This is a genomic window from Pseudomonas sp. REP124, from assembly GCF_020164475.1.
Taxonomy (GTDB): domain Bacteria; phylum Pseudomonadota; class Gammaproteobacteria; order Pseudomonadales; family Pseudomonadaceae; genus Aquipseudomonas.
This window is the reverse complement of sequence record NZ_JAIQWX010000059.1, coordinates 1-25,109: the sequence shown is the minus strand read 5'-3', so window position 1 is coordinate 25,109 and position 25,109 is coordinate 1. Positions and strand designations below refer to the sequence as shown.

20 protein-coding genes and 1 pseudogene are annotated in these 25,109 nt (G+C 59.9%); 13 read left to right on the top strand and 8 right to left on the bottom strand.

Annotated features, from left to right (window positions below; translation table 11 throughout):
• Positions 1-34: 34 nt before the first annotated feature.
• Complete coding sequence (locus K9857_RS15960) at positions 35-1,483, top strand: amidase family protein (protein ID WP_224537316.1); 1,449 nt, start codon at positions 35-37, stop codon at positions 1,481-1,483.
• Positions 1,484-1,572: 89 nt separating this feature from the next.
• Here K9857_RS15960 and K9857_RS15955 read toward each other — a convergent pair whose 3' ends face one another.
• Positions 1,573-2,517, bottom strand: a complete 945-nt coding sequence (locus K9857_RS15955) for a LysR family transcriptional regulator (protein WP_224537314.1) — start codon at positions 2,515-2,517, stop codon at positions 1,573-1,575.
• Positions 2,518-2,806: 289 nt separating this feature from the next.
• On the opposite strand from K9857_RS15955, the gene K9857_RS15950 reads away from it, so the two are divergent.
• The 3 genes from K9857_RS15950 (at position 2,807) to leuD (ending at position 6,355) form a co-directional block, all read left to right on the top strand.
• Positions 2,807-4,138 (top strand): dicarboxylate/amino acid:cation symporter, encoded by a 1,332-nt coding sequence (locus tag K9857_RS15950; protein ID WP_224537313.1) that lies wholly within the window; start codon positions 2,807-2,809, stop codon positions 4,136-4,138.
• A gap of 144 nt (positions 4,139-4,282) precedes the next feature.
• On the top strand, positions 4,283-5,701 hold the full coding sequence (gene leuC / locus K9857_RS15945; RefSeq protein WP_224537311.1) for a 3-isopropylmalate dehydratase large subunit: 1,419 nt from the start codon (positions 4,283-4,285) through the stop codon (positions 5,699-5,701).
• Positions 5,702-5,710: 9 nt separating this feature from the next.
• Positions 5,711-6,355, top strand: coding sequence for a 3-isopropylmalate dehydratase small subunit (gene leuD, locus K9857_RS15940; protein ID WP_224537309.1), 645 nt, complete (start codon positions 5,711-5,713; stop codon positions 6,353-6,355).
• A gap of 154 nt (positions 6,356-6,509) precedes the next feature.
• Here leuD and K9857_RS15935 read toward each other — a convergent pair whose 3' ends face one another.
• From K9857_RS15935 to K9857_RS15915, 5 genes are all read right to left on the bottom strand, one after another.
• Positions 6,510-7,982 (bottom strand): MFS transporter, encoded by a 1,473-nt coding sequence (locus K9857_RS15935; protein WP_224537307.1) that lies wholly within the window; start codon positions 7,980-7,982, stop codon positions 6,510-6,512.
• Between the two features lie 435 nt (positions 7,983-8,417).
• Entirely contained in the window at positions 8,418-8,585 is a 168-nt protein-coding gene (locus K9857_RS15930; RefSeq protein WP_224537306.1) for a YhfG family protein, read from the bottom strand.
• A gap of 43 nt (positions 8,586-8,628) precedes the next feature.
• Positions 8,629-8,985, bottom strand: coding sequence for a type II toxin-antitoxin system RelE/ParE family toxin (locus K9857_RS15925; RefSeq protein WP_224537304.1), 357 nt, complete (start codon positions 8,983-8,985; stop codon positions 8,629-8,631).
• 2 nt (positions 8,986-8,987) lie between these two features.
• Positions 8,988-9,278, bottom strand: a complete 291-nt coding sequence (locus K9857_RS15920; RefSeq protein ID WP_224537303.1) for a type II toxin-antitoxin system ParD family antitoxin — start codon at positions 9,276-9,278, stop codon at positions 8,988-8,990.
• Between the two features lie 189 nt (positions 9,279-9,467).
• Positions 9,468-10,382, bottom strand: a complete 915-nt coding sequence (locus K9857_RS15915) for a LysR family transcriptional regulator (protein ID WP_224537301.1) — start codon at positions 10,380-10,382, stop codon at positions 9,468-9,470.
• Positions 10,383-10,662: 280 nt separating this feature from the next.
• On the opposite strand from K9857_RS15915, the gene K9857_RS15910 reads away from it, so the two are divergent.
• The 4 genes and pseudogenes from K9857_RS15910 (at position 10,663) to pgm (ending at position 16,973) form a co-directional block, all read left to right on the top strand.
• Entirely contained in the window at positions 10,663-11,685 is a 1,023-nt protein-coding gene (locus K9857_RS15910; RefSeq protein WP_224537300.1) for a zinc-dependent alcohol dehydrogenase family protein, read from the top strand.
• A 577-nt stretch (positions 11,686-12,262) separates the two neighbouring features.
• A complete protein-coding gene (locus tag K9857_RS15905; RefSeq protein WP_224537298.1) occupies positions 12,263-13,735 on the top strand; it encodes a hypothetical protein in 1,473 nt (490 codons plus the stop codon).
• Positions 13,736-13,802: 67 nt separating this feature from the next.
• Positions 13,803-15,202: pseudogene (locus K9857_RS15900) on the top strand (PLP-dependent aminotransferase family protein).
• Positions 15,203-15,326: 124 nt separating this feature from the next.
• Positions 15,327-16,973 (top strand): phosphoglucomutase (alpha-D-glucose-1,6-bisphosphate-dependent), encoded by a 1,647-nt coding sequence (gene pgm / locus K9857_RS15895; RefSeq protein WP_224537296.1) that lies wholly within the window; start codon positions 15,327-15,329, stop codon positions 16,971-16,973.
• Between the two features lie 166 nt (positions 16,974-17,139).
• Here pgm and K9857_RS15890 read toward each other — a convergent pair whose 3' ends face one another.
• Complete coding sequence (locus tag K9857_RS15890) at positions 17,140-17,835, bottom strand: pirin family protein (protein ID WP_224537294.1); 696 nt, start codon at positions 17,833-17,835, stop codon at positions 17,140-17,142.
• A gap of 291 nt (positions 17,836-18,126) precedes the next feature.
• On the opposite strand from K9857_RS15890, the gene K9857_RS15885 reads away from it, so the two are divergent.
• A complete protein-coding gene (locus K9857_RS15885; RefSeq protein ID WP_224537292.1) occupies positions 18,127-20,592 on the top strand; it encodes a UvrD-helicase domain-containing protein in 2,466 nt (821 codons plus the stop codon).
• Between the two features lie 58 nt (positions 20,593-20,650).
• On the opposite strand, the gene K9857_RS15880 is transcribed toward K9857_RS15885, so the two are convergent.
• Entirely contained in the window at positions 20,651-20,923 is a 273-nt protein-coding gene (locus K9857_RS15880; RefSeq protein ID WP_224537290.1) for a DUF1652 domain-containing protein, read from the bottom strand.
• 263 nt (positions 20,924-21,186) lie between these two features.
• Between K9857_RS15880 and K9857_RS15875 the strand changes: the two genes are divergently transcribed.
• From K9857_RS15875 to K9857_RS15860, 4 genes are read left to right on the top strand one after another with little or no spacing between them, the layout of a single operon-like run.
• Positions 21,187-22,002, top strand: a complete 816-nt coding sequence (locus K9857_RS15875; RefSeq protein WP_224537288.1) for a helix-turn-helix domain-containing protein — start codon at positions 21,187-21,189, stop codon at positions 22,000-22,002.
• 50 nt (positions 22,003-22,052) lie between these two features.
• Positions 22,053-23,459 (top strand): NAD(P)/FAD-dependent oxidoreductase, encoded by a 1,407-nt coding sequence (locus K9857_RS15870; protein WP_224537286.1) that lies wholly within the window; start codon positions 22,053-22,055, stop codon positions 23,457-23,459.
• A 26-nt stretch (positions 23,460-23,485) separates the two neighbouring features.
• Complete coding sequence (locus tag K9857_RS15865; RefSeq protein ID WP_175376301.1) at positions 23,486-23,827, top strand: cupin domain-containing protein; 342 nt, start codon at positions 23,486-23,488, stop codon at positions 23,825-23,827.
• 56 nt (positions 23,828-23,883) lie between these two features.
• A complete protein-coding gene (locus tag K9857_RS15860) occupies positions 23,884-24,969 on the top strand; it encodes a polyamine ABC transporter substrate-binding protein (protein WP_224537284.1) in 1,086 nt (361 codons plus the stop codon).
• Positions 24,970-25,109: the final 140 nt, after the last annotated feature.

Below are 25,109 nucleotides of genomic sequence, written 5' to 3'. Positions count from 1 at the left end.
CGTTCGCAAAACAACCTCAATGGAGTGTCAGTTGATGACCAACCCGATGAACGACCAGGACGTAACCGCCGCCAGCGACTTGCCCGACCAGATCTGGCGCTGGGACGCCGTCGATGTGGCGGCGCATATTCGCCGTGGCACGATCTCCAGCCACGAAGCACTGCAAAGCTGTTATGCGCGCACCGATGCGCTCAATCCTCGCTTGAACGCCATTGTCCATGCCGACCGGGAACGGGCGTTGCTGGCGGCCAACACTGCAGACAGCCTGGTTTATCGTGGTGAAACACTGGGGCCGCTGCACGGCGTGCCGGTCACGATCAAGTTGAATGTCGACGTCCAGGGCGAAGCCACCACCAATGGCGTGCCAGCCTTCGCCGAGCGTATCGCTCCGGGCGACAGCACCGTCGTCAGCAATTTGCTCAAAGCCGGCGCGATCAACGTCGGGCGCACCAACACACCGCCATTTTCCTTCCGTTGGTTCACCGAAAATCCCCTGCACGGACGTACGCTCAACCCCTGGGATGAAACGGTGACCTCCGGCGGATCCAGCGGCGGCGCAGGTGTCTCGGTTGCCGCCGGCATGTGCTCGCTGGCCCACGGCACCGATATTGCCGGCTCCATCCGTTATCCCGCCTACGTCAACGGTCTGGCCGGTTTGCGAACGACGCCCGGACGAATCCCGGCTTTCCATCCCACCACGGGCCTACGTTTCCTTGGACTGCAGACCATGTCTGCGCAGGGACCACTGGCACGCCGGATGCGCGATCTGCGTCTCGGGCTGGTTGCCATGTCCGGTGCCGATCGTCGCGACCCTTTGTGGGTGCCGGCGCAAATGGACTACCCGGACGACTCGGCGCCAGTGCGCGTAGCCCTGGTCGATGAAATTCCCGGCAGTTCGCTGGCCCCCGAAATCAAGATCGCACTGAACGATGCGGCGCAGATCCTGGAAGCGGCCGGATACATGGTCGAGCGTGCAACGCCTCCGGGCATGGCCGAGGGAGTGGAGATCTGGCAATCGATCGTCATGACCGAAGCGCGTATGGGCATGTTCGCCGGCGTGAAGGCCATGGGCGACGACGTGATACTGCGCTCCGTCGAGAACATGCTGGCGGGCGCACCGGCCATTGACCTCGAAGGATATGCATTGGCCATTGCCCGGCGCGATCAACTGCGCCGCCAGTGGAACGAGTTCATGAGCCGCTATCCGCTGATCCTGCTTCCCACCTCCTGCCGGCTGCCCATGCGCTGGGGCGCGGATCTGGGCTCGACGGATGACATGAAAAGCGTGCTGGCGGACCAGAGCCCGCTGATTACGGTGGCGGCGCTGTGCCTGCCGGGACTGAATGTGCCGACCGGCGTTGTCGATGGGCTGCCGATCGGTGTGCAGTTGGTGGCCGACAGTTATCGCGAGCAACGGTTGTTGGCGGCGGGCAGCGTGATCGAACGGGCAGTCGACATGCCCAATCTGCATGACCGGTTCTGATCGCGGCGCCAGATTCATGAGTTGAGCTCTGCCGCCGTTGTTGGCGGATTTGCGAGACCCGGTTGCGCAATTTCCGGGTCTCGCCCTTTTTATTCCTGCGGGTCTGTTTTGTGTCCGCCATGCTGGCAGACGTCATTGGCCAGGCTGTCCAGGTTGGCGAAACGCTCCACCAGAAAGTCGATCAGGCTGCGCACCCTGGCCGACAGATGCAACTGCTGCGGATACACCGCATAGATGTCCGCCCGGTTGCTGTGCTCTTGCAACAGAACGCGAAGGCGGCCGCTGCGGACATAGCGAGCCAGATCCCACTCGGAACGCTGCAGGATGCCATAGCCGTCCAGTGCCCACCTCATGGCAATTTCACCGTCGTTGCAGCTCAGCGCGCCATGCACCTTGATGTTCTGCGCCCGCTCGCCACTGTCGAAGTTCCACACACCGTAAGTCGCTTCGTTCTGGCGCAGGAAAATGCAGCTGTGGTTCGCAAGATCCGTGAGGCGGGCAGGGGTGCCATGTTTTTCCAGGTACAGCGGGGACGCGCACAGCAGACGGCGATTGGAGGCGATCTTGCGCGCATGGAACGCCGCGTCGGGCAGGGCGCCAATGCGGATGGCCAGGTCGAAACCATGGGTCGCGAGGTCCAGAGGATGATCACTGATTTCAAGCTGGACCTTGACCTCCGGATAACGGGTATGAAAAGCCGCCAGGGCCGGGCCTATGTAGCGTCGGCCAAAGCCCAGGGTCGCGTTGATCCGGATCAGGCCCTTGGGCGCGGCCCGGCAGCTGCTGAGCATCTGCTCGACCTCATCGATCTGGGTGAGGATGCGCTCGGCGTGGGTCAGGTAGATCTCGCCTTCATCGGTAAGGCTCATCGAGCGGGTGGTGCGATTGACCAGACGGGTACCCAGCCGCGCTTCCAGTGCGCTCAGGCGTTTGCTCACCGCCGGGGGCGTAACCCCCAACTCGCGGGCGGTCGCCGCCAGGCTGCCTTTTTCGGCCAGCAGGTAAAAGAAAGATAGATCGAGGGTCTGACTCATTGGTAACTCAGCGGTTAAGTATGTAGTGAGTTGAAGTAACTCTCAGGATGTTGCCAGCTATATATAATTTGGCCGGACATCCTGGTGAATGGACCAATCAAAAGATACCGCTAAAAACAATTTAAGTGGAGTTGATTATGAGTATGTAGATGATATTTAACTACCGGCCGACGGTCGGTTGATTAGTTGTGGCAAGCAATCGCCATTCGCAAGAATGACAGCGCCTTCGAGGTTGCTGCGAATTACTATGCCGGTACATATTTAGAACAATAAGATTCAGGACTTTTCAATGAAAAGAATGCTTGGAAAACTATACGTGCAAGTTCTGCTTGCCGTTATCACCGGCGCCGTGATCGGCGTGTTCTTTCCTGAAACCGGTACGGCGCTCAAGCCTTTGGGCGACGCCTTCATCAAACTGATCAAAATGCTTCTGGCGCCGGTGATTTTCCTGACAGTGGTGACGGGCATCGCCGGCATGGAAAACATGAAGGATCTGGGGCGGGTCGGCTTGCGTGCCCTGATCTATTTCGAGGTGGTTTCCACCCTGGCCCTGGTGGTGGGGTTGATCGTGGTCAACCTGTTCATGCCCGGTGCCGGCATGAACGTCGACGTCGCCACGCTGGATACGTCGAGCCTCAACGCCTACACCACGGCGGCGAAGCACACCTCGTTCATGGACTTCATGATGAACATCATTCCCGACACCATCGTCGACGCTTTCGCCAAGGGCAATGTGCTGCAGATCCTGCTGTTCTCGGTGTTGCTGGGCGTCGCTCTGGCCCACGCCGGCCCCCGGGCCAAGCTGTTCGTGGACACCCTGGAAAGCCTGACCCACGGCATGTTCCGCATCGTCAGCATGGTGATGCGCCTGGCTCCCATCGGCGCGTTCGGGGCGATTGCCTTCACCATCGGCAAGTACGGCTTCGGCTCGTTGCTGTCCTTGGGCAAGCTGGTGGCCTGCGTCTACATCACCTGTGCCATCTTCGTGATTTTCGTGTTGGGACCGATCTGCCGGTACAGCGGCTTCAGCATCTGGAAACTGCTGAAGTACATCAAGGAAGAGCTGTTCACCGTACTGGGCACCTGTTCCTCCGAGTCGGTGCTGCCGCAAATGATCTCGAAGATGGAAAAGGCCGGCGTGTCGAAGCCGGTGGCCGGGCTGATCATTCCCGCCGGCCTGACCTTCAACCCCGACGGTCAGGCCATTTACTACACCATTGCCGCCGTCTTCATCGCCCAGGCGACCAACACGCCACTGACCCTGACCGATCAGTTGATCGTGCTGGCTGTACTGATGTTTACCTCCAAAGGCTCGGCAGGTGTGGCCGGTGCGGGCTTCATCATCCTGACGGCGACGCTGGCATCCCTTGGGACCATTCCGGTGGCCGGCATGGTGCTGCTGTTGGGCGTGGATCGATTCATGTCCGAGGCGCGGGGGATTACCAATACGATTGGCAACGGTGTCGGAACAATGGCGATTGCCAAGTGGGTGGGGGCACTGGATACATCGAAGATGCACAAGGCGCTCAATGGCGAGGCGTCGGAAGATGGTTCTGCAAAAGTCGTGACTAAGCAATCCACGGGGCGCGTGGAACACATGAGTGATTCACTTCGCCAGTAAGTTCCATGGTTTCAGTTTTCTGGATTATCAAGTTGGAAATTAGTTGCCGAGTTTCACTGTGCGCGGAATGTAAGTCAGTTCTTAATGACTTGTTTTGCGCATTCATAAAAACAAAATATCGAAAACGCAAATGAGGATAGTTTGATGGCTGGCAGAACGCTTTACGACAAACTCTGGGATGCGCATCTCGTGCAACAGCGAGCCGATGGTTCGGCGCTGGTTTATATCGACCGCCATATCCTTCACGAAGTGACTTCGCCACAGGCCTTCGAAGGTTTGCGCCTGGCCGGGCGCAAACCCTGGCGAATCGACACCAATATCGCGACACCGGACCACAACGTACCGACGACACCCGAGCGCAAGGGCGGCATCGACAGCATCACCGATCAGGTCGCGCGGTTGCAGGTCCAGACTCTGGACGACAACTGCGACGAGTACGGTATCACCGAATTCAAGATCGACGACGTGCGCCACGGCATCGTCCATGTGATCGGCCCGGAGCAGGGCGCCACCTTGCCGGGCATGACCGTGGTCTGCGGCGATTCGCATACGGCCACCCACGGCGCATTCGGCGCCCTGGCCCATGGCATCGGTACTTCTGAGGTCGAGCACGTGCTTGCCACCCAGTGCCTGGTCGCCAAGAAAATGAAGAACATGCGGGTGCTGGTCGAAGGGCAATTGCCGTTGGGCGTGACGGCCAAGGACATCATCCTGGCGATCATCGGCAAGATCGGTACGGCTGGCGGCAACGGCCACGCCATCGAGTTTGCCGGCAGCGCGATTCGCGATCTGTCCATGGAAGGTCGCATGACCATCTGCAACATGGCGATCGAGGCCGGTGCCAGGGTGGGGCTGGTGGCGACTGATGAGAAGACCGTGGCCTATGTGAAGGGCCGTCCGTTTGCGCCGAAGGGTGTGGAATGGGATCTGGCGGTCGAGGCCTGGAGAGATCTGCAGTCCGATGCCGATGCGGTGTTCGACACGGTGGTCGAGCTCGACGCGACCCGGATCAAGCCGCAGGTCAGCTGGGGCACCTCGCCCGAGATGGTCTTGGCGGTGGATCAGCGTGTGCCGGATCCTGCCGAGGAAATGGACCTGATCAAACGCGGTTCCATTGAGCGCGCCTTGACGTACATGGGGCTGAGCGTCAATCAGGCGATTACCGACATTCAGCTGGACCGTGTGTTCATCGGTTCCTGCACCAACTCGCGGATCGAAGACCTGCGCGCTGCTGCCGTGATTGCCAAGGGCCGCAAAGTGGCCTCGACCATCAAGCAGGCGATTGTTGTGCCAGGCTCGGGGCTGGTAAAGGCTCAGGCCGAATCCGAAGGCCTGGACAAGATTTTCCTCGAAGCCGGTTTCGAATGGCGCGAGCCGGGTTGCTCGATGTGCCTGGGCATGAATCCGGACCGTTTGCAGTCGGGCGAGCATTGCGCCTCGACCTCCAACCGCAACTTCGCCGGGCGTCAGGGCGCCGGTGGCCGTACCCATCTGGTGAGCCCGGCGATGGCGGCGGCTGCCGCAGTGAATGGTCGTTTTGTCGACGTCAGAGAGTTGATTTAAGGAGCACACATGAAAGCTTTTACCCAGCACACCGGCCTTGTTGCACCTCTGGATCGTGCCAACGTCGACACCGACCAGATCATCCCGAAGCAGTTCTTGAAGTCGATCAAGCGCACCGGTTTCGGCCCTAACCTGTTTGACGAATGGCGTTACCTGGACGTGGGGCAGCCTTACCAGGACAACTCCAAACGCCCGCTGAACAAGGACTTCGTCCTTAACGCCGAGCGTTACCAGGGCGCCAGCGTGTTGCTGGCCCGTGAGAACTTCGGTTGCGGCTCCAGCCGTGAACACGCGCCGTGGGCGCTGGAAGAGTACGGCTTGCGCAGCATCATCGCGCCGAGCTATGCCGACATTTTCTTCAACAACAGCTTCAAGAATGGCTTGCTGCCGATCATCTTGAGCGACGAGGAAGTCGATGAACTGTTCAAGCAGGTCGAGGCCACGCCTGGGTATCAGTTGCAGGTCGACCTGCAAGCCCAGACCGTGACCCGTCCGGATGGCAAGGTCTTGGGGTTCGAGATCGATGCGTTTCGCAAGCACTGTTTACTCAATGGCCTGGACGACATTGGCCTGACGTTGCAGGAAGGTGATGCGATTGCGGCGTTCGAGGTGAGGCATCGGGCGAGTCAGCCTTGGTTGTTTCGTGATGCTTGATTTTGCGTAAGACGTAATGACGCCTTCGCGGGCAAGCCTCGCTCCTACAGGTCGGTGGTAAACCTGTAGGAGCGAGCAGGCCGGTAGTGAATCTGTAGGAGCGAGGCTTGCCCGCGAAGAGGCCAGTACAGACACCACACGAACCCAGACAATATCAATCCCCCACCTGCGACAATGGCCTGGCCACATGCTCAAGCGACCGCCGCTCTGCCGCCACACCCCAAAGCGCCTGAACCAACGCCGCCGCAACCATCAAGACCGCACCCATCAAATAGCCATAAAACACATTGGTCCGCTCACCCGTCTCGATCAGCACGCCAAAGAGCATCGGCCCGATCAGCCCGCCCAGACCGGTGCCGAAGGCGTAGAACACGGCAATCGCCAAAGCGCGTATTTCCAGAGGAAAGGTTTCGGCCACCGTGAGGTAGGCCGAACTTGCCGCTGCCGAGGCGAAGAAGAAAATCACCATCCAGGCGATGGTCTGCTGGGTGACATCGATCAAGTGCTGCTGGAACAGATAGCCGCTCACTGCCAGCAGCACGCCCGACAGCAGGTAGGTACTGCTGATCAAGATGCGCCGTCCCACCACGTCGAACAGTCGGCCAAGCAGCAGCGGGCCGCAGAAGTTGCCCAGGGCGAAGGGCAATATGTACCAGCCGATCTCTGCCGAGGGCACGCCGTAGAAGTCGGTCAGCACCAGGGCGTAGGTGAAGAAGATCGCGTTGTAGAAGAAGGCCTGGGCCGTCAGCAACGTCAGCCCCACCAGCGCCCGTCGGCGGTGTGCGATGAACAGGCTTTTGAATACTTCCCTCAACGGCGTGTGGTTCCGTGCACGCAGTCGCAGTGGTGGCGTATCGACCGGGGGCAGTTCGATACCGCGTTCGCGGTATTGGCGTTCGATGTCGGCGACGATGCGCTCGGCCTTTTCCGGTTGATTGTGGATCATCAGCCAGCGCGGGCTTTCGGGGATCCACAGACGCATCCAGATGATCCCCAGGCCCAGCGCCGCCCCGATGCCGAAACACAGGCGCCAGCCGAGTTCGCTACCGGCCACTGCCGGATCGAGCAGAATCACCGCGCCCACGGCGCCCAGTGCCGCACCAATCCAGAAGGTGCCATTGATGGTCAGGTCGACCCAACCGCGAAAACGTGCCGGGGTGAATTCCTGGATGGTGGAGTTGATCGCGGTGTATTCGCCACCGATGCCGGCGCCGGTGAGGAAGCGGAACAGCAGGAAACTCGCCAGATTCCAGGAGAAAGCCGTCGCTGCCGTGGCGCCTATGTACAGGAACAGCGTGATGAAGAACAGCCTGCGCCGCCCCAGTCGATCCGTCAGCCAGCCAAAAAACAACGCCCCCAACACCGCCCCGGCAATGTAGACCGCACCCGCCAGACCAATATCGGTATTGCTCATCGCCAACACCGGACTGTCCTTGAGCGCCCCGGACACTGAACCTGCCAGCGTCACCTCAAGCCCATCGAGCAACCAGGTGATACCCAGCGCCAGAACCAGCAAGGTGTGGAAACGGGTCCAGGGCAGGCGGTCGAGACGGGCGGGGATGTCGGTGCTGTAAATCCGCTCATCAGCCGCAGCACCGGCAGGAGCACGAAAAGCCTGGGTAGTCATTGGCAACTCCTGTTCGCTGTTAGTCGATGGAATTGCCAAGGTGACCGCAAGTTCAAAAAAGCTGCGGCTCTCTGTAGGAGCGAATTCATTCGCGATGGAGGCCAACGATAACGCGGAAAGCCAGATACTCCGCGGTGTCTGTGCCTCCATCGCGAGCAGGCTCGCTCCCACAGTTGATCGAGTGGCAGACACAAAACCCTGTAGGAGCTGACGAGTGAAACGAGGCTGCGATCTTTTGATTTTGTTTTAAAGCAGGATCAAAAGATCGCAGCCTTCGGCAGCTCCTACAGAGACAGCAGGCATCTGCCGGAATCGCTATTTATGTACGCTCGACTTCTTCCTGGTCGTCAGCATCGCGCAGGTCAAGAAGGTTGATGAGAGCGTCAGTGCCCGGATAACAATCCGGGGCCTGATCGGCCCCGTATTTGTCGTTACTCAAGCTTTTATATGCCTTACCGCTTTGAGCGCGGCTTCGCGGATAGGCAATTTGATCTCGTCGTCACTGGAAGGCACGAAGCCCTCGAGGCGCAGGCTGGCGGCGAAATTGGATTTGCGTGTCTTGGCAAAATGGGCTTTTTTGGCCATTAGGCTCGGCTTTTCCATGGTGCGTTCTCACTGTGTGCGTGAGGTTGGGCCAGGTCACTGATCAGTCGTTATGCAAGTGTAACTGCACTTCCATGGCGTCATGAAGGAGTCTGACGACCTCGATCACGTCATCGTTTGCCACACGATAGAACACGATATGACGTGGGCTTTTGACCGTTCCAAGGGTTTGTTTGGCCTGCTGGCGCGAATAGACGAGGTGATAGCTGCGAAGGCCTGGTGCAAGCTCATCGCGGTCGTGGCTGCCAATACGATAAGGCGTGTCGGCAAGCGCTTGCAGCGCCGCGAGGATGAGCGCCTGGTAGCGCTGGCGAGCTTGATCGCCGAACTGCGTCTGGGAGAGCCTGAGGATGTCGACAATGTCAGTGCGCGCCGCGTTGGAAATCCGATACTGCGGCATGCTCAGTGTTTTTCTCTCACGGGGAGGGTTGCCTCCAGGCTCAAGCCCTCGAGGTAGTGCTCCAGATCCCCTTCGTTCACCTGAGTAAAGCGCCCGTGCTCAATATCCATGATGCCGATCGAGGTTGCCCGACGCAGTGCCTCAATTTTGGCGGTGTCTTCGGCGACGCGCTGTTCCAGTAGCCGCAAACCTTCCCGCATCACTTCACTGGCATTCTGATAGCGGCCAGACTGAACAAGGTCATGGATAACCTGTTCCTGGTGAGGTGTGAGCACAACGTTTCGCGTCGCCATAACCAGCTCCAGTTTCACGTAAACAGATACTTTTGATTGTTGGCATATTATGCCATCTCCTTTAGGGAGAATAGCTTGAGGGCGACCCCTCAGATATGCCCCCAATGTAGCCATCCACTGGAAGTGAATGAAGCTCCATGGTTTGTGGAAAGGCAGAAATGATCAGCCGAACAGCCTATCCGACGACGCCTAAAGACTATCCGGATCCCCAAAGAACATCTGAATCCGCGACCGCAACCAGCGCTCTCCCGGATCGTTGTCCTGCGACCCGCGCCAGGCCATGTGCAATTCGAAACTGCGCGTCGGCAGGGGCGGCTCTTCAGCCCGTACACCACCCGCAGCGGTCAGTGCTTCGGCCGTGTAATCGGGGACGGTGGCGACGATGTCGGTGCCGGCGAGGAGGGTGCTCAGGCCGTTGAACTGCGGTACGGCCAGGACCACGTGGCGTTTGCGGCCGAGCTTTTCCAGTTCTTCATCGATAAAGCCGCTGAGGTCGCCGGCGAAGGACACCAGTGCGTGTGGCCGTGCGCAGAAGTCGTCCAGGCTCAGGGGGCCGGGGACGGAGTCGGCGCGCAGCAGTTTTGGCGAGCTGCGGCGCAATACTTTGCGCTTGGCGTTCGCCGGCAGGTCGGTGGTGTAGCTGACGCCGATGGAGATTTCACCCGACGCGAGCAGGCCTGGCATCAGGATGTAATTGACGCGCCGGATGACCAGCACGATCCCCGGCGACTCGGCGCGCAGACGCTTGAGCAGCATCGGCAACAGGGCGAACTCGACATCGTCCGACAGCCCGATGCGGAATACCGCATTACTGGTGGCCGGATCGAAATCGGCGGCGCGGCTGACTGCGGTGGAAATCGAGTCCAGCGCCGGCGAGAGCAGGGCGAAGATCTCCACGGCGCGCGCGGACGGCTCCATGCTGCGCCCGGTGCGGACGAACAACGGATCGTCAAACAGCCCGCGCAGGCGCGAAAGCGCCGCACTGATGGCCGGCTGACCGAGGAACAGCTTCTCTGCAGCGCGGGTCACGCTGCGTTCGTGCATCAGGGTTTCGAATACGATTAACAGGTTCAGGTCGACACGACGCAGGTCATTACGATTCATCTGGAGTCCTGGCAGAGTCAGCAAGCTTGACGTGAGCGGGCATATGAGAACAATGGCCAGCAGGAATATTACGGGGTATTGCTGGTACTCTGCACCGAGAAATTGAGTTTTTCCTGCAAGAGGCGGTCAAAATTCCTACAACATAGAGCGACTGTGGATGACGCTCCCGCTGTTGCGGAATCAATGACAGGCATGTCGACTATTAATAGCCACTGATAGTGTTGGGGCAAAAGCCCAGCTAGAGTTCAGGGCATTAGAGGTTCATTTGGCGAGGTTTGCGATGTCCCGCACGATCCGTTTTCACAAGTTTGGTTCAGCCGAGGTGCTCAAATGCGAAGAGCATGCGGCGGCTCTGCCTGCACCCGGCGAAGTGCAGGTACGCGTCGAAGCCATTGGTATCAGCTGGTATGACATTCTGTGGCGTCAGAACCTGGCGTCGTCCCACGCTCGTCTGCCGTCGGGCCTTGGCCAGGAAATGGCCGGGGTTGTCACAGCAGTCGGCGAAGGGGTAGATGACCTGGCAGTGGGCGACAAGGTCGCCAGCTTCCCGGCCGAAAGCCCGAACGATTATCCGGTGTACGGCGAGCAGATCGTTCTGCCACGTTCGTCCGTGACCCGTTACCCCGACGTGCTGACCCCGATCCAGGCGGCCGTTCACTACACGCCGTTGCTGGTTGCCTATTTTGCTTACGTCGATCTGGCGCGGGTCAAACCCGGCGAGTTCGCCCTGGTCACCGATGCCAGCCACTGCTCGGGCCCTTCGTTCGTCCAACTGGGCAAGGCTTTGGGTGTGCGGGTGATTGCCGCGACCAAGTCGGCCGATGAGCGTGAATACCTGCTGGCCCTGGGTGCCGAGAAAGTCATCGTCACCGAGGAAGAAGATCTGCTGATGCGGATCAACAAGATCACCGACAACCGCGGCGTGAACGTGGTGTTCGATGGTTTGGGTGGCCCGCAGATGTCGCTGCTCGGCGACGTGCTGGCGCCCCGTGGCAGCCTGGTGCTGTACGGTCTGCAAGGCGGCAACCAGACGCCGTTCCCGGCCTGCGCAGCTTTCCAGAAGAACATCCAGTTCTTCGTGCACTGCATCGGTAACTTCACCGGCAAGCCGGAGCTGGGCATCATTCAGGACCAGGTTGCGCTGCAACGTGCCTTGCGTGACATCAACCAGCTGACCGCCGATCGCGTACTGGTACCGCTCGAAACTCGGGTCTTCCCGTTCACCGAGTTTGTCGAAGCGCATCGCTACATGGGCGAATGCCCGTGCCGCGAAAGGGTTGCCCTGCAGGTCGAACCGGCCTGATTGCTCCAGCCGCAGCCACTCGAAGAGTCCGTGCCCTCACGGACTCTTTTGCTATCTGCGCTTCGTAAATCAGACATCCGTTGACCGGTCGACGGGACAGTTCAGCAACTGAACTGGTTTTTGCTCTGGATCTGTAGCTTCTAATCAGCAACTAAGCCTTGATAATTGAATGATTACTTTCATCTCAAGGAATGAGTCATGGGCGAGTATCAAGTCGATACTTTTCAATGCGCTACACGGTCGTCTATTCAGAAAAGAACGAACTTTCCTGTTGTTGTAGAACAATCGGCTGCAACTTCTTTCTTTATTTCCTGTATCCCATGTCTGTGGGACTGCGTAGGACATTTCCTAGGACATTGCGCGCAAACGCAAATTTCCTTTAAACCCCTGAGGTTACGGCGGCTGGCGTATGCGCAGGGTCGTGGAAGCTGTGTCGCCTCGCCAATGCTGCTCTGAAAACTTAAGTGCTAGCATTCGGCACTAACGCCCTATTTTCAATTCATTCTCCGGCCATTCCCTGCACCGCGGGTGCAGTTGTCTGCGCATTATCGAACTTATGCATATCAGGTAAATAACGATGACCAACATCCATGAGCAGGCCATGAAGTATGTCTATCAACAAGTACTGCAACGACTGCTGAGTTTCTTCTCGCGCGCGGAACGCACGGCGTTGCAATTGCTGATTCAGCGCCTGGGAGTGGCCGCGGGTGGCATGGAGCGCATCGGTGAGTTCAAGGTGTTGGCGGTCCAGAACGGATCCCGTGACAACTGCTACGCCCTGGCGCTGCTGCGCGCCGCGCAACTGACCATCGCCAGCCGTGCACCTTCGACATTTCGTTTGCGCGTGGCAAGCCTGCGTCTCAACAGCAGCCACCCGGCGGCGCTGGACAACGTTCATCGCAGTTACAACGCACTGTTCCTTTATGACGACCCCAGGGTGGAAGTGCTGATGGTCGATAACCGCGAGGTGCTGGCGTTCGACCATGCAGCGCCGATTTCCCCGGCCGGACGCGCCACCAATCGCACCAACCTGCTGATGCTTGGGCACCGCCGGGCGTGGGACGGGCTGTTTGATCTGTGGGATGACTGCTATCTGGCCAGCGGGGAGTTCCACGCGCAAATCTCCCGCTGGAACCACGGGGTCGATGCCTTGATCAGTTGCGATTCCCCGCGTCAGCAGAAGCAGTACCACGAGGGCGTGAGGCGGGCGGCCATCAAGGCCGGACTGCACTTTTCCAGTCAGCATAAACCCGACAGCACTGGGTTTTTCCCGTTGCTGGACGAACTCGGCAACCAGGGCTATCAGCGTTTCTACAGCGAAGAGGGCCAGCTGCCATGGCGTCCGGTCGATCAATTCGAAACCTGTCGGCGCGCGACCGTGATCGACATCCACGACATGCTGGTCAGCAACAGGGAAGAGCGCTGGCCCTTGCTCACCGAGTTTCTAGGTTTCAAGCCCGACGAACTGTCGGCGCACCTGAGCGACAACGAACACGTGGGGCTGGCGGTATCGGCGCACCTGCGAGGCCTGCAAGCCTGTTTCGTGGAAGACAGCACCTACGAGGACGGCGTCGCCGAGTTCCTGCAAAGGGCCTTGGTCATGATACGTCGCAAGCACTTGCCCGAGCGTTTGTGCGAGCAGGCGGTGGAAGCGTTCGGTAATCCATTGACCCTGGCAGAGCTGCGCGCTCGGGCAGCCGCCGAGGCGCAACGCAGTCTTGGCCTGAGCGAGGCGCAAATGGTCTGTCTGGTGTATGCACCCTTTGCCAACAAGGCGTCGCAGCTTGAACGTTTCCTGCGCCAGTGCCATCCGGGCATGCTGGTGGCCTTGCCGGATCTGCATCGGGCGATGCAGGGCTACCCGGTCGCCGACCAGATCCTGCAATGGCTGGTGGACGTCAGCGGACTGTCGATCAACTTTATCGCCAAGCTCTATCGGATGCCGCGGCTGCCCATCCCCGAGGGCAGACCGGTTGATGCCAGTGGCGACCAGGACGAGGCAGAAGGCGATGCCCCGTCGATGATGGGCGAACGGTCGGCAGGTCGCTGAGCGTGCCTGGATTGCCAGCGATCCTGATGCCGCGACCTCAGCGGCGTCGTGCCCATGGCCCGATCCCATGAAAGGGCCTCGCGAATCCGATTTCGCCTACCAGGCGGTCTACCGCTACCTGACCAGCATCATCGGGGAGAGCGCCAGCGACGGGCATGTGCGTTTGCCGTCGTTGCGCCAATTGGCCGAGCGCCTGAACGTTTCCATCTCGACCATTCAGTACGCCGTGCGTTGCTGGAGAAGGAAGGGCGGGTGTATTCGGTGGCCAAGTCCGGTTATTACGCAGTACCCGCACCGGCCATCAACATGCATTGCCAGGGCAATGATCTGCTCGAAAGCGTCTACATCAACGCCCGACGCCCCGGCATGCTGGTGCTGAGCAGCGATGAGCCGGTGCTTTTGCAATCAATTGACAGCCCGTTGCTGCTGCAGGAGCGAGAGCTGCTGCGCCAGTACCCGCGTCAGCCACAACCAAACTCGCAACCGTGTGGCGAACTGGAGTTGCGCACGGCACTCGCGGCGCGCTACACCACGTCGCCTGTGCGCTGCTGGCACGCCGATGACGTCTATATCGGCGCCGATCTGCGCGGTGTGCTGGAAATTCTGATTACCGTGATGGTCCTCAGGGACGCCACCGTGGTGATCGAATCACCTTGTGACTGGGTCATTCTGCGGCTGTTCCAGGGCGCGGGCGTGCGGGTGATCGAATGGCCGCTGCAAGCCAACGGCCGATTGCATCATGACCGGCTCAAGCATCTGCTGGAAACCGAACCGGTGCGGCTGGTCATGGTGTCCTCGGGCCTGAACATGCCGCGTGGCAGCCAGGCGCCGGATGACGACCGCCAGGCCGTCGCGCAATTGCTCGACCGCCATGACTGCTTTGTGCTGGAAAACGACTGTTACGCAGAACTCGCTTTCGAGGCCCCCAGCTTGCGCTTTCGCGATCTGCTAGCCCCGGAACGGCTGATGATCTTTTCCACTTTCGAAAAGATCATCGGCCCGGAGGCGCCCTATGGATATTTGCTGTCCCGTCATCTGAGCGGCGAATGGCAGCGGCATTTCCTGTTGCGGGCCTTTCGTCTGTCCTCGATTCGCCAGAAGGCCATCGCCCGTTTGTTCAGCAATGGCCGGATAGACCAGCATTTGCAGTCGCTGCGGCGCAGGCTCAAGGAGAGCAAGCTGCAGATGATCGAATTGCTGGGCGAGCGAATGGGCGAGGCTTTGCAGTTCGTCGAGCCGCAAGGGGGCGCAACGATCTGGTTACGATCTTCGCGTCGGGTCGATGTACGACAGGTGTTCCAGCGGCTGCTCAAGGAACACGTGGTGATCGCGCCGGGCGAGTTGTTCAGTCTCCAGGGCCTGCATACCCAGTATTTGCGCCTGAGCCATAACGTCGGCAGCGACCATGATCTGGTCACCGCGCTGGGCCTGTTGGGTGACGCCCTGCGTCTGGAGTCGATCGATTGAGCGGGCAGGCTGGCAATTTATAACAGTGGGCCTGCACTTCGCCGGGATCTATAACGTCGCGCGATGGTCAAACTGCCAGTAAACTGCGTCCAATCTCCTGAACCACTCTATCCAGAGGTTTTGCATGACACTCAGTCCTTTTGCGGGTAAACCGGCACCGGCAGAATTGTTGGTCGACATCCCGCGACTGGTTACGGCGTACTACACCGGCCAGCCTGATGCCGCCATCCCGACCCAGCGCGTGGCCTTCGGCACGTCCGGGCACCGAGGCAGCTCCTTCGACCTGAGTTTCAACGAGTGGCACGTGCTGGCGATCAGTCAGGCGATCTGCCTGTACCGCGAGGCCCAGGGTATCGATGGTCCGCTGTTCGTCGGTATCGACACCCACGCGCTGTCCACCCCGGCCGGCGCCAGTGCTCTGGAAGTGCTGGCCGCCAACGGTGTGACGGTGATGATCGCCGAAGGCGACGAGTACACGCCGACCCCGGCGGTTTCCCACGCGATCCTGTGCTACAACCGCGGCCGCACCACGGGCCTGGCGGACGGCATCGTCATCACGCCCTCGCACAATCCGCCGCAGAGCGGTGGCTACAAATACAACCCTACCAACGGTGGCCCGGCCGATACCCACATCACCAAGTGGATCGAAGCCAAGGCCAACGAGCTGCTGGCCAACAAGCTGGCCGGCGTCAAGCGCATCAGCTACGAGCAGGCGCTCAAGGCCAGCACCACCCACCGTCACGACTATGTGAACACCTACGTCGCCGACCTGATCAACGTCATCGATTTCGACGCCATCCGTAACGCCAAGCTGCGTCTGGGTGTCGATCCACTGGGCGGAGCAGGGGTGCGCTACTGGTCGGCGATTGCCGAGCACTATCGACTCGATCTGGATGTGGTGAACAAGGAAGTAGACCCGACTTTCCGCTTCATGACTGTCGACTGGGACGGTCAGATCCGCATGGACCCGTCGTCCACTCACGCCATGCAGGGCCTGATCGGCCTGAAAGAGCGCTTCGACGTCGCCTTCGCCTGCGACCCGGACCACGACCGCCACGGCATCGTGACGCCGTCCGGTGGTTTGCTGGCGCCGAACAACTACCTGGCAGTGTCCATCGACTACCTGTTCCAGAACCGTCCGCAATGGCGCGCCGATGCCGCCGTGGGCAAGACCGTGGTCAGCAGCGGCCTGATCGACCGCGTGGCCAAGCGCCTGGGTCGTCGCCTGTACGAAGTGCCGGTGGGCTTCAAGTGGTTTGCCGATGGCCTGTTCGATGGTTCCCTGGGCTTTGGCGGCGAAGAAAGCGCCGGTGCCTCGTTCCTACGCAAGGACGGCGGCGTCTGGAGCACCGACAAGGACGGTCTGATTCCGGCTCTGCTGGCCGCTGAAATGACTGCCCGTACTGGCCGTGATCCGAGCCAGGCGTATCGTGCGCTGACGGATGAACTGGGCGAGCCGTTCTCGGTGCGCGTCGATGCCAAGGCCAATCCTGAGCAGAAGGCGCTGCTGAGCAAGCTGTCGCCGGCTCAGGTCACCTCGACTGAATTGGCGGGCGAAGCGATCCAGAGCATCCTCAGCCACGCACCGGGCAACGAACAGGCTATCGGCGGTCTGAAAGTCATGACCGAAAACGGCTGGTTCGCGGCGCGTCCGTCGGGCACCGAGGATATCTACAAGATCTATGCGGAAAGCTTTGTCAGCGATGAACACCTGAAGCAGTTGGTCGCTGAAGCGCAGACCCTGGTGGATGGCGCAATCTCCACCAAGTAACGCGACCCCCTGTAGGAGCGAATTCATTCGCGATGGTCGTCAACGATAACGCGGGCTGTCTGTATTCCCGCGGAGCCAGTGCCTCCATCGCGAGCAGGCTCGCTCCCACAGGGTTTTGGTGGTGTGATGTGAAAATGGGGCGACCATTGCGGTCGCCCCTTTTTTATCAGGCCAGATCCACCAACACGATCTCACTGTCCTCGAGCGCGGTCACTCGCAACACGTCTTCATCCTCCACCGCAACACCGTCTCGAGCTTGTGCACGCAAGCCATTGACTTCAATCACACCGGTCGCCGGAACCAGGTACGCACGACGGCCGCTGTCCAGACGATACTCGGCGCTTTCACCCGCCTTGAGGTTCGCCGCCACCAACCGCGCATCGGCGCGGATACGCAGGCTCTGATCGTCACCCGCCTTGCCGCTGGCCAGGGTCACGAAACCTTCGCGCCCGTCTTTCGGGAAGGGTTTGGCGCCCCAGGACGGTGCCAGCCCGGATTCATTGGGGATGATCCAGATCTGGAAGATCTTGGTCGGCGTCGCTTCCAGGTTGTATTCGCTGTGGGCGATGCCGGTGCCGGCGCTCATGACCTGAACGTCACCGGCTTCGGTGCGGCCCTTGTTGCCCAGGTTGTCCTGGTGGCTGATCGCGCCTTCACGCACATAAGTGATGATTTCCATGTCCCGGTGCGGGTGCTGCGGGAAACCGGTGCCGGGGGCGATCACGTCGTCGTTCCAGACCCGCAGGTTGCCCCAGTTCATGCGCTTGGGGTCGTAGTACTCGGCGAACGAAAAGTGGTGATGGGCATTCAGCCAGCCATGGTCAGCGCCACCGAGGGAATTGAAAGGTCTGAGTTCAAGCATGATCGTCTCCTGTAAAGGTTCGTCATGGGGGCAGAAGAAGGGTGCTGGGCGCCTGAGCCACGAAGAGACCGTTGGTTGATGACGGGCATCATCCGTCAGCCAAGGATCGATAAAAAGCGTAAAAAATGCCTCATAACAATCGAGTATCTTGATATAAAAACACCTCGAAACATTCTCATCCGGCATTCAGTTCATCGCATAACCCAATGAGTCATAAGCATTTCACTAGAACTCAACGGCAAATGCAGACACCATAGCCGGCAACAGCCTCACACCCTGGAGCCTTTCCGCGTGTCGCAACACACCCCCGATCTCCCTCCCGAACTTCTTCCTTTGGCCGAGATGTCGCTGTTCAAGCGCCTTGCCGCCCGGTTCTTTGGTCACGGCCTGACACGTCTGCGCGCGCAACACCGTGCGTCCTGGCTGCATGGTCAGGCGGACGGCTTTCGCAGCGGGCACACCGCCGGGGTCGAGTATGGCTATAAGGAAGGCCGGCTCGAGGGTCTGGAGGAGGGCCGGCAGGTCCTGTTGATTCGCGACTCGCGCTCAACCGAGCATCGACCACCGAATATCGACGATCACCTGTTCGATGACTGGCGCCTGCCGCTGACGGCCGAGCTGAAAAAGCGCATGAAGGCCGACGTCGCGCGTCTATTGCCCACCCACGCGCAACCCAGCGCCGCGCAGTGGAAGATGATCTTCAGCGACACCCCCTCGACCTCGGTGATCGCCGGTGCGGGCGCGGGCAAGTCCACGACGCTGGTGCTGCGCATTGTGTTGCTGAGCCATTATCTGGGCTTCGAATTGAGCTCGATGACCGTGGTGACCTTCACCCGCGAATCGCGCAAGGACTTCATCAATAAGCTGATCGAACTGTTTGCCCTGTGGGGGCGCACCCTTGGCTTGAAGGAAGCGCGGGATCTGGTGCGCACCTTCCACTCGCGGATTCTGCCGATGGTCCGCAGCCTGCCGGGCTTCGAACGCCTGCAAGCCTTCGAGAACCTCAGCCTGCGCCCGCAAGGCGGCGACGAGGAGGTCGACAGCAACCCGTTCGACCTGCGCATCAACGATGCCCAGCGCCAGCAACTCAATGCCTGCTATCACGCGCTGCATACCCGCGATGAACGTTTCCGCGAGTTGATCCAGCCGCTGTCGCGCCACGCCCTGCAACTCAAGGAGCTGGAGCGCGATCACCCAGATGTGCAGAAGCGCGTGGCGGTCACTGAGCTGGCGTCCAAGCGCGACGAAGAGTTGTGCGATCTGGTCGAGGATCTGTGGGTACGCGCCGGTGCCTGGCCAATCAAAGGTATAAAGCCCAATCGTCAGGTCTTCGATATCAATGGCGCGAAATTCCATAGCCACGGCTACATTCCATCGCTGGATGCCTGGGTGGTACTGGGCTTCGATCCCCGGGAAAACCCGCAGGTCAGCCGCCCCAACGCCAAGCTGACGGTGCGCGCGGAATGGGCAGTAAAGCGCACCCTGTTTCAAGCTTTCTGTCGTAAGCCATTGATTTGGCTGGATAGCTACGAATCATCGAAACGTGTACCGGCCTCGCTGGCCGGTGACGCCAGCGCCGGGCCGGGCTTCGATTACAAGGTCAAGGGCGAGCTGGCTTCGGCGCCATTGCTGGACTGTTTTGTCGCCGCCGCCGGCTTTATCGAGAACCTGGGGCTGGATGTGCCGGACGCCGTCAGCCAGATGAGCTTCGGCAAAGACGATCCGGACCGGTTTTTCTTCGAGGCCCTGAGCCTGTTCTGGCGGGCGCTGGAAGATCATCTGCTGGACCAGAAACCGCCGATCATGACCTACAACCGCATGTTCGCGCTGTTCAGCGAGCATTCGCCGGAGAACCTCAAGCTGCTGGGCGATGACTTGCTGCGGCCGATGTCGCACCTGATGATCGACGAATTCCAGGACGTGTCGCCGCAGATCGTCTCGTGGATTCGCGCCAGCCTGGCCGAAATCCGCAGTCGCGGTCCGGCCATGCACGTGGGGCGCGGCGCCCAGCGTTCGTCGCTGCTGTGCGTTGGTGATGACTGGCAGTCGATCTACGGCTGGCGCGGCAGTTCGCCGAGTTACTTCATGGAATTCAACAAGACGTTTTCCTCGCCGAGCACCACCAAAGTCATGCTCAGCGACAACTACCGCAGCCATCAGTACATCATCGACGCGGCCGAACACATCGTGCGTGCGGCGCCCGCGATCGCGGGGAAGAAGGCCAAGGCCTGCGGCGAGCTCAAGGATCTGCTGCCGGTCAATGTGCTCGATCGTGATGACCAGGGCATGGCCAAGCAGCTGATCGAACACTATAGAAAGGGCGATTCGATCTTGATGCTCTATCGAAAAAGTAGCGATAAGTTATTGATTGAAGAGCATATCCAGTCAGTAGTTAATGTTGATTCTAGCTTGCCTCATGAGGCGCGCCGCCTGAAGCAACTGACCTATCACAGTGCCAAGGGCCTGCAGGCCGACGTGGTATTTCTGCTGGGCGACTGTCAGCACCTGACCAGTTCGCCCTACAAGAACCAGGTTTACCGCATGGCGGGCCTGGGCAAGGCCGGCGACAACGAGGCGTACGACAACGCGCAAAAAGACGAAATCCTGCGTCTGGCGTATGTGGGCATTACCCGGGCGGTGAGTCATTGCTACTGGTACGTCGACGGGCAGGACACCCAGGCTGCGAATCTACCGAAGGCATCCGACCGAATCGGCAAGGGCAAACCTTTCTTTGCTGATCACCGACGCGAGGCATAAAACGATCGCGCACAAAAAAGCCCACATAATGTGGGCTTTTTACAGTCTCAAACGACCCTCAGGCATAACTCCTCAAGGCCACCGGTGGAATGAACGCTTCCAGTTCATCTTCCACCGCTTCGATTATTCGTTCGACATCCGCGGCATTCATCACCGTCGCGCAAGGAATACCGGCAATGGCGATCATGGTCTCGCCACTGGCACGATCAAACAGACGGGCAATCATGCTGCCCGGCGCATCCATGCTCGCCTCGAAACCCATGGGATGAAAATGCCAGCGCATCAGCTGGCAGGCGTTTGGAAAAGTGACCTTGCTGAAACCTCTATTCATGTGTTGCCCGCCTTCTTAATCGAGCGCTTCCTTTAGCTCACGTTAGGAGGGAAGAGCCTTCATTGGCTCAACCAGTGACAGACCTTAAAAGTAGCATTGGCATGTGAAAAGAATGTGTTTTTTTCAGGCCGTTTGGCGATTGCATCTCATTTTTTATGCGGGGCGAGGCGCGCAAACGTTTTACGCAAGACCAAGCCCACGGTTTGGCGATTGAAGCAGGCGTGGAAGTTGGGCAAGCTCGGCTTTTTTTCATCGAGACCTTTATGCACGCCGAGGATGATGGCCCGCAGCAAACCCAGGCCACGGCCGAGACGGTCATGCGTTATCACTTGCGCTGGAAGCACCGGGATCTGGACGGGGTGATGGCGCTTTATCACCCGGATGTTCAGTACAACGACTTTTTCCAGAACCGGGTGATGGGTCTGGACGAATTGCGCGAATACGTACGCAGCAGCATGCCTCGCGATCCCGATGAAGCCTTGGAGCACTCGGACCGCATTCGCCTGGACGGCAACACCGCGTTCATCCAGTACCGCATCACCCTGCGCGGCGGCGAAGGCCTGGTGTCGTTTCGTGCCAGCGAAGCGATCACCGTGCGCGACGGGTTGATCTGGCGGGTCAATGAATACGCCTCGCTGGTCCATGAGCAGGCCACGCGCAAGCATTCGACCGCCCAGCGCCCGGCGGTCAGTCGACTCGGCCTGTCGCCCCGGCAATTGAGTTTCATGGCCGACGACCTGCAGCAGTATTTCCAGCGCCAGCAGCCTTATCTCGACCCAGAGCTGGATTTGCAGCGGGTGGCCAAGGAGTGCGGGTACAGCCGCAATCAGATTTCCTACCTGCTCAATCAGGTGCTCGGCCAGAGCTTCTACCGCTACGTCAACCAGGCCCGCCTGCAACACATGCTGACGGCGCTGGATCAGGCCACGCCACCGCTGCGTATCGACGAACTGGCGTTTGCCGCCGGCTTCAACTCGCTTTCCGCGTTCTATAGCTGTTTCCGCCAGCACACCGGCCAGTCACCCAAGGCTTACGTGAAGCAAATTTCTCTGCGTGCACGCGCGCAAGACATTTCCTGAGATCACCCACTAGGATCGACGCCATCGAAGTTTGAGTGGCGGGATCCTGCATGACAGCGTGGCGCAAAATCAGTTTATGGATGGACCAGCTCGACGAGCCGCTACAGGCGCGTCCTTCGCTGGAGCGGGACCTGGATGTCGACGTCGCGATCATCGGCGCCGGGTATACCGGGCTTTGGACCGCGTACTACCTCAAGCGCCATGCTCCTGAGCTGAACATCGCCATCGTCGAAGCGCAAACCGCGGGCTTTGGAGCTTCGGGGCGCAACGGCGGCTGGTTGATGGGGAACATGCTAGGCGAGGACCGGCTGCTTGCGGCTTTGTCTCCCAAACAACGCCGCTCCTCTTACGATTTGCTGCACGGCATTCCCGATGAAGTGGCGATTGTCCTCGAACGCGAAGGGATCGACTGCGATTACCGTAAGGGCGGGGCGCTGTATTGTGCGGCTCGCTACCCGGAGCAGGAAGCGAGCCTGCGTCAGTATCTGGCGAAGCTGTATTCCCAGGGACTTAACGAAAGCGATTACCGCTGGCTGAGCCCTGAGCAGCTGTCGCAGCAGATCCGTGTCGCCAAACCCTACGGCGGCATCTTCGCGCCCCATGTCGCCACCGTGCATCCTGCCAAACTGGCGCGCGGCCTGGCTCGGGCGGTCGAGCGTCTTGGCGTGACGATCTACGAGAACAGCCCGGTGACCCAATGGCAATCCGGCAGCCTGCGCACCGCCAAAGCCTCGGTGCGTAGCCGCTGGGTGGTGCCGGCGGTGGAAGGCTATTCGGTGACCTTGCCGCCGCTGGGACGTTACCAGTTGCCGGTGCAAAGCCTGATCGTCGCTACCGAGCCGCTGTCCAACGCCACCTGGGACGAGATCGGCCTGAGCCAAGGGCAAGCCTTCAGCGAAAGCAGTCGTCAGGTCACCTATGGCCAGCGCACCGCGGACAACCGGCTGATCTTCGGCGCTCGGGGCGGCTATCAGTTCGCCGGGCGGTTGCGCCATGACTTCGACCTGACCAGCAGCGAAATCGAACTGCGCCGCTATCTGTTCGGCGAGCTGTTCCCGCAGCTCAAGAACGCGCAGATCACCCACGGCTGGGGCGGCAACCTGGGCATGTCCCGGCGTTTCAAGCCGCACATGCTGTGCGACCGTGCCAGCGGTATTGCCTTGTCCGGCGGTTATGGCGGGGAAGGCGTTGGCGCCAGCGCCCTGGGTGGCCGGACCCTGGCCGACCTGATCCTCGAGCGCGATACCGAGCTGGTGCGCCAGCCCTGGGTCCTGCCGCAGCGGGGCCTGGATGCGCTCAAGGCCTGGGAGCCCGAACCCTGCCGCTGGCTCGGCTACAACGCGATCATTCGCAGCTTCGTCCATGAAGACCAGACCCTGGCCAATCCGGCCACCGCGCCCTGGCGGCGCAAGCTTGCCAGCGGGGTTGCCGGGTTCATGGAAGGTTTCATGCGTTAAACGCTTTTTCACAGACAGGTATTCCCATGAGCATCACCCAATTCAAGAACACCGCGACCCTCGAGCTGGAAGAGTCCAACCCGGTCGCCGTCCCTTTGGGCACCCCCGTGGCGGTGGCGTCGACCACCAGCGTGGAGCGCGACGACGGCGTCGAAACCGGCGTCTGGGAATGCACCCCGGGACGCTGGCGGCGGCAGATCGTCGCCCAGGAGTTCTGCCACTTCATCCAGGGGCGCTGCACCTTCACCCCGGACGGCGGCGAACCCCTGCACATCGAAGCCGGCGATGCACTGATGTTGCCGGCCAACAGCCTCGGAATCTGGGATATCCAGGAAACCGTGCGCAAGACCTACGTTTTGATTTTCTAAACGCTGATCCCTTTGATTGCCTGCCAACAAAAACAAACCCATACAGGAATCGATTCATGCTGCGACAGACACTGATATTTGCCCCGTTGATGCTTGTTGCGTCCATCAGCCAGGCGGCGGAAACCGTCAAGATCTATAACTGGTCGGATTACATCGCCCCGGACACCACCAAGGATTTCCAGAAAGAAACCGGCATCGGCTTCACCTACGACGTCTACGACAGCAACGAAACCCTCGACGGCAAATTGATGACCGGCAAATCCGGTTACGACGTGGTTTTCCCGTCCAACCACTTCATGGCCCGGCAGATCGAGGGCAAGGCGCTCAAGACCCTGGACAAGAGCCAGTTGCCGAACTGGAAGAATCTAAACCCGGTGCTGCTCAAGGCGTTGCAGGGCAACGATCCGGGCAACGAGCACGGTTTCCCGTATCTGTGGGGCAGTACCGGCATCGGCTACAACATTGCCAAGGTCAAGGCGGTGCTGGGCGACAACGCGCCGGTGGATTCGTGGGATCTGATTTTCAAGCCGGAAAACATGGAGAAGTTGCAGAAGTGTGGGGTGGCGATTCTCGATAACGGACCGGAGTTGCTGCCGGCGGCGCTGAATTACCTGGGGTTGCCGCATCACAGCAAGAACCCGGAAGACTACAAAAAGGCTGAGGCCTTGCTGCTCAAAGTCCGACCTTACGTCAGCTACTTCCATTCATCCAAGTACACCAGCGACCTGGCCAACGGCGATATCTGCGTGGCGGTCGGCTTCTCCGGCGACATCCTGCAAGCGGAAAACCGCGCCAAGGAAGCGAAGAACGGCATCGACATCGGTTATTCGATACCCAAGGAAGGCGCCGCGATCTGGTTCGACATGGTCGCCATGCCCGTCGACGCCCCGGACGAAAAGGCCGGTTACGCCTTCATGAACTACCTGCTGCGCCCGGACGTCATGGCCGGCATCAGCAACTACGTGCACTACGCCAACGGCAACGAACAGGCCGACACCCTGATCGACCCGGCCATCAAGAACGACACCAAGGTCTACCCGAGCCCGGACATGATGGGGAAATTGTTTGCGCTGGAAGCGATGCCGTTGAATATCGATCGGGTTCGGACGCGGGTCTGGAACAAGATTCGGACGGGTAGTTGAGCCGTTACATCACTATTGGATGTGCCGGCCTATTCGCGGGCGAGCCTTGCTCCTACAGGTCCTGAGGCTGACCACAAAATCTGTGATCAACCCAGAACCCTGTGGGAGCGGGCTTGCCCGCGAATGCGTCAGAGGGTCCA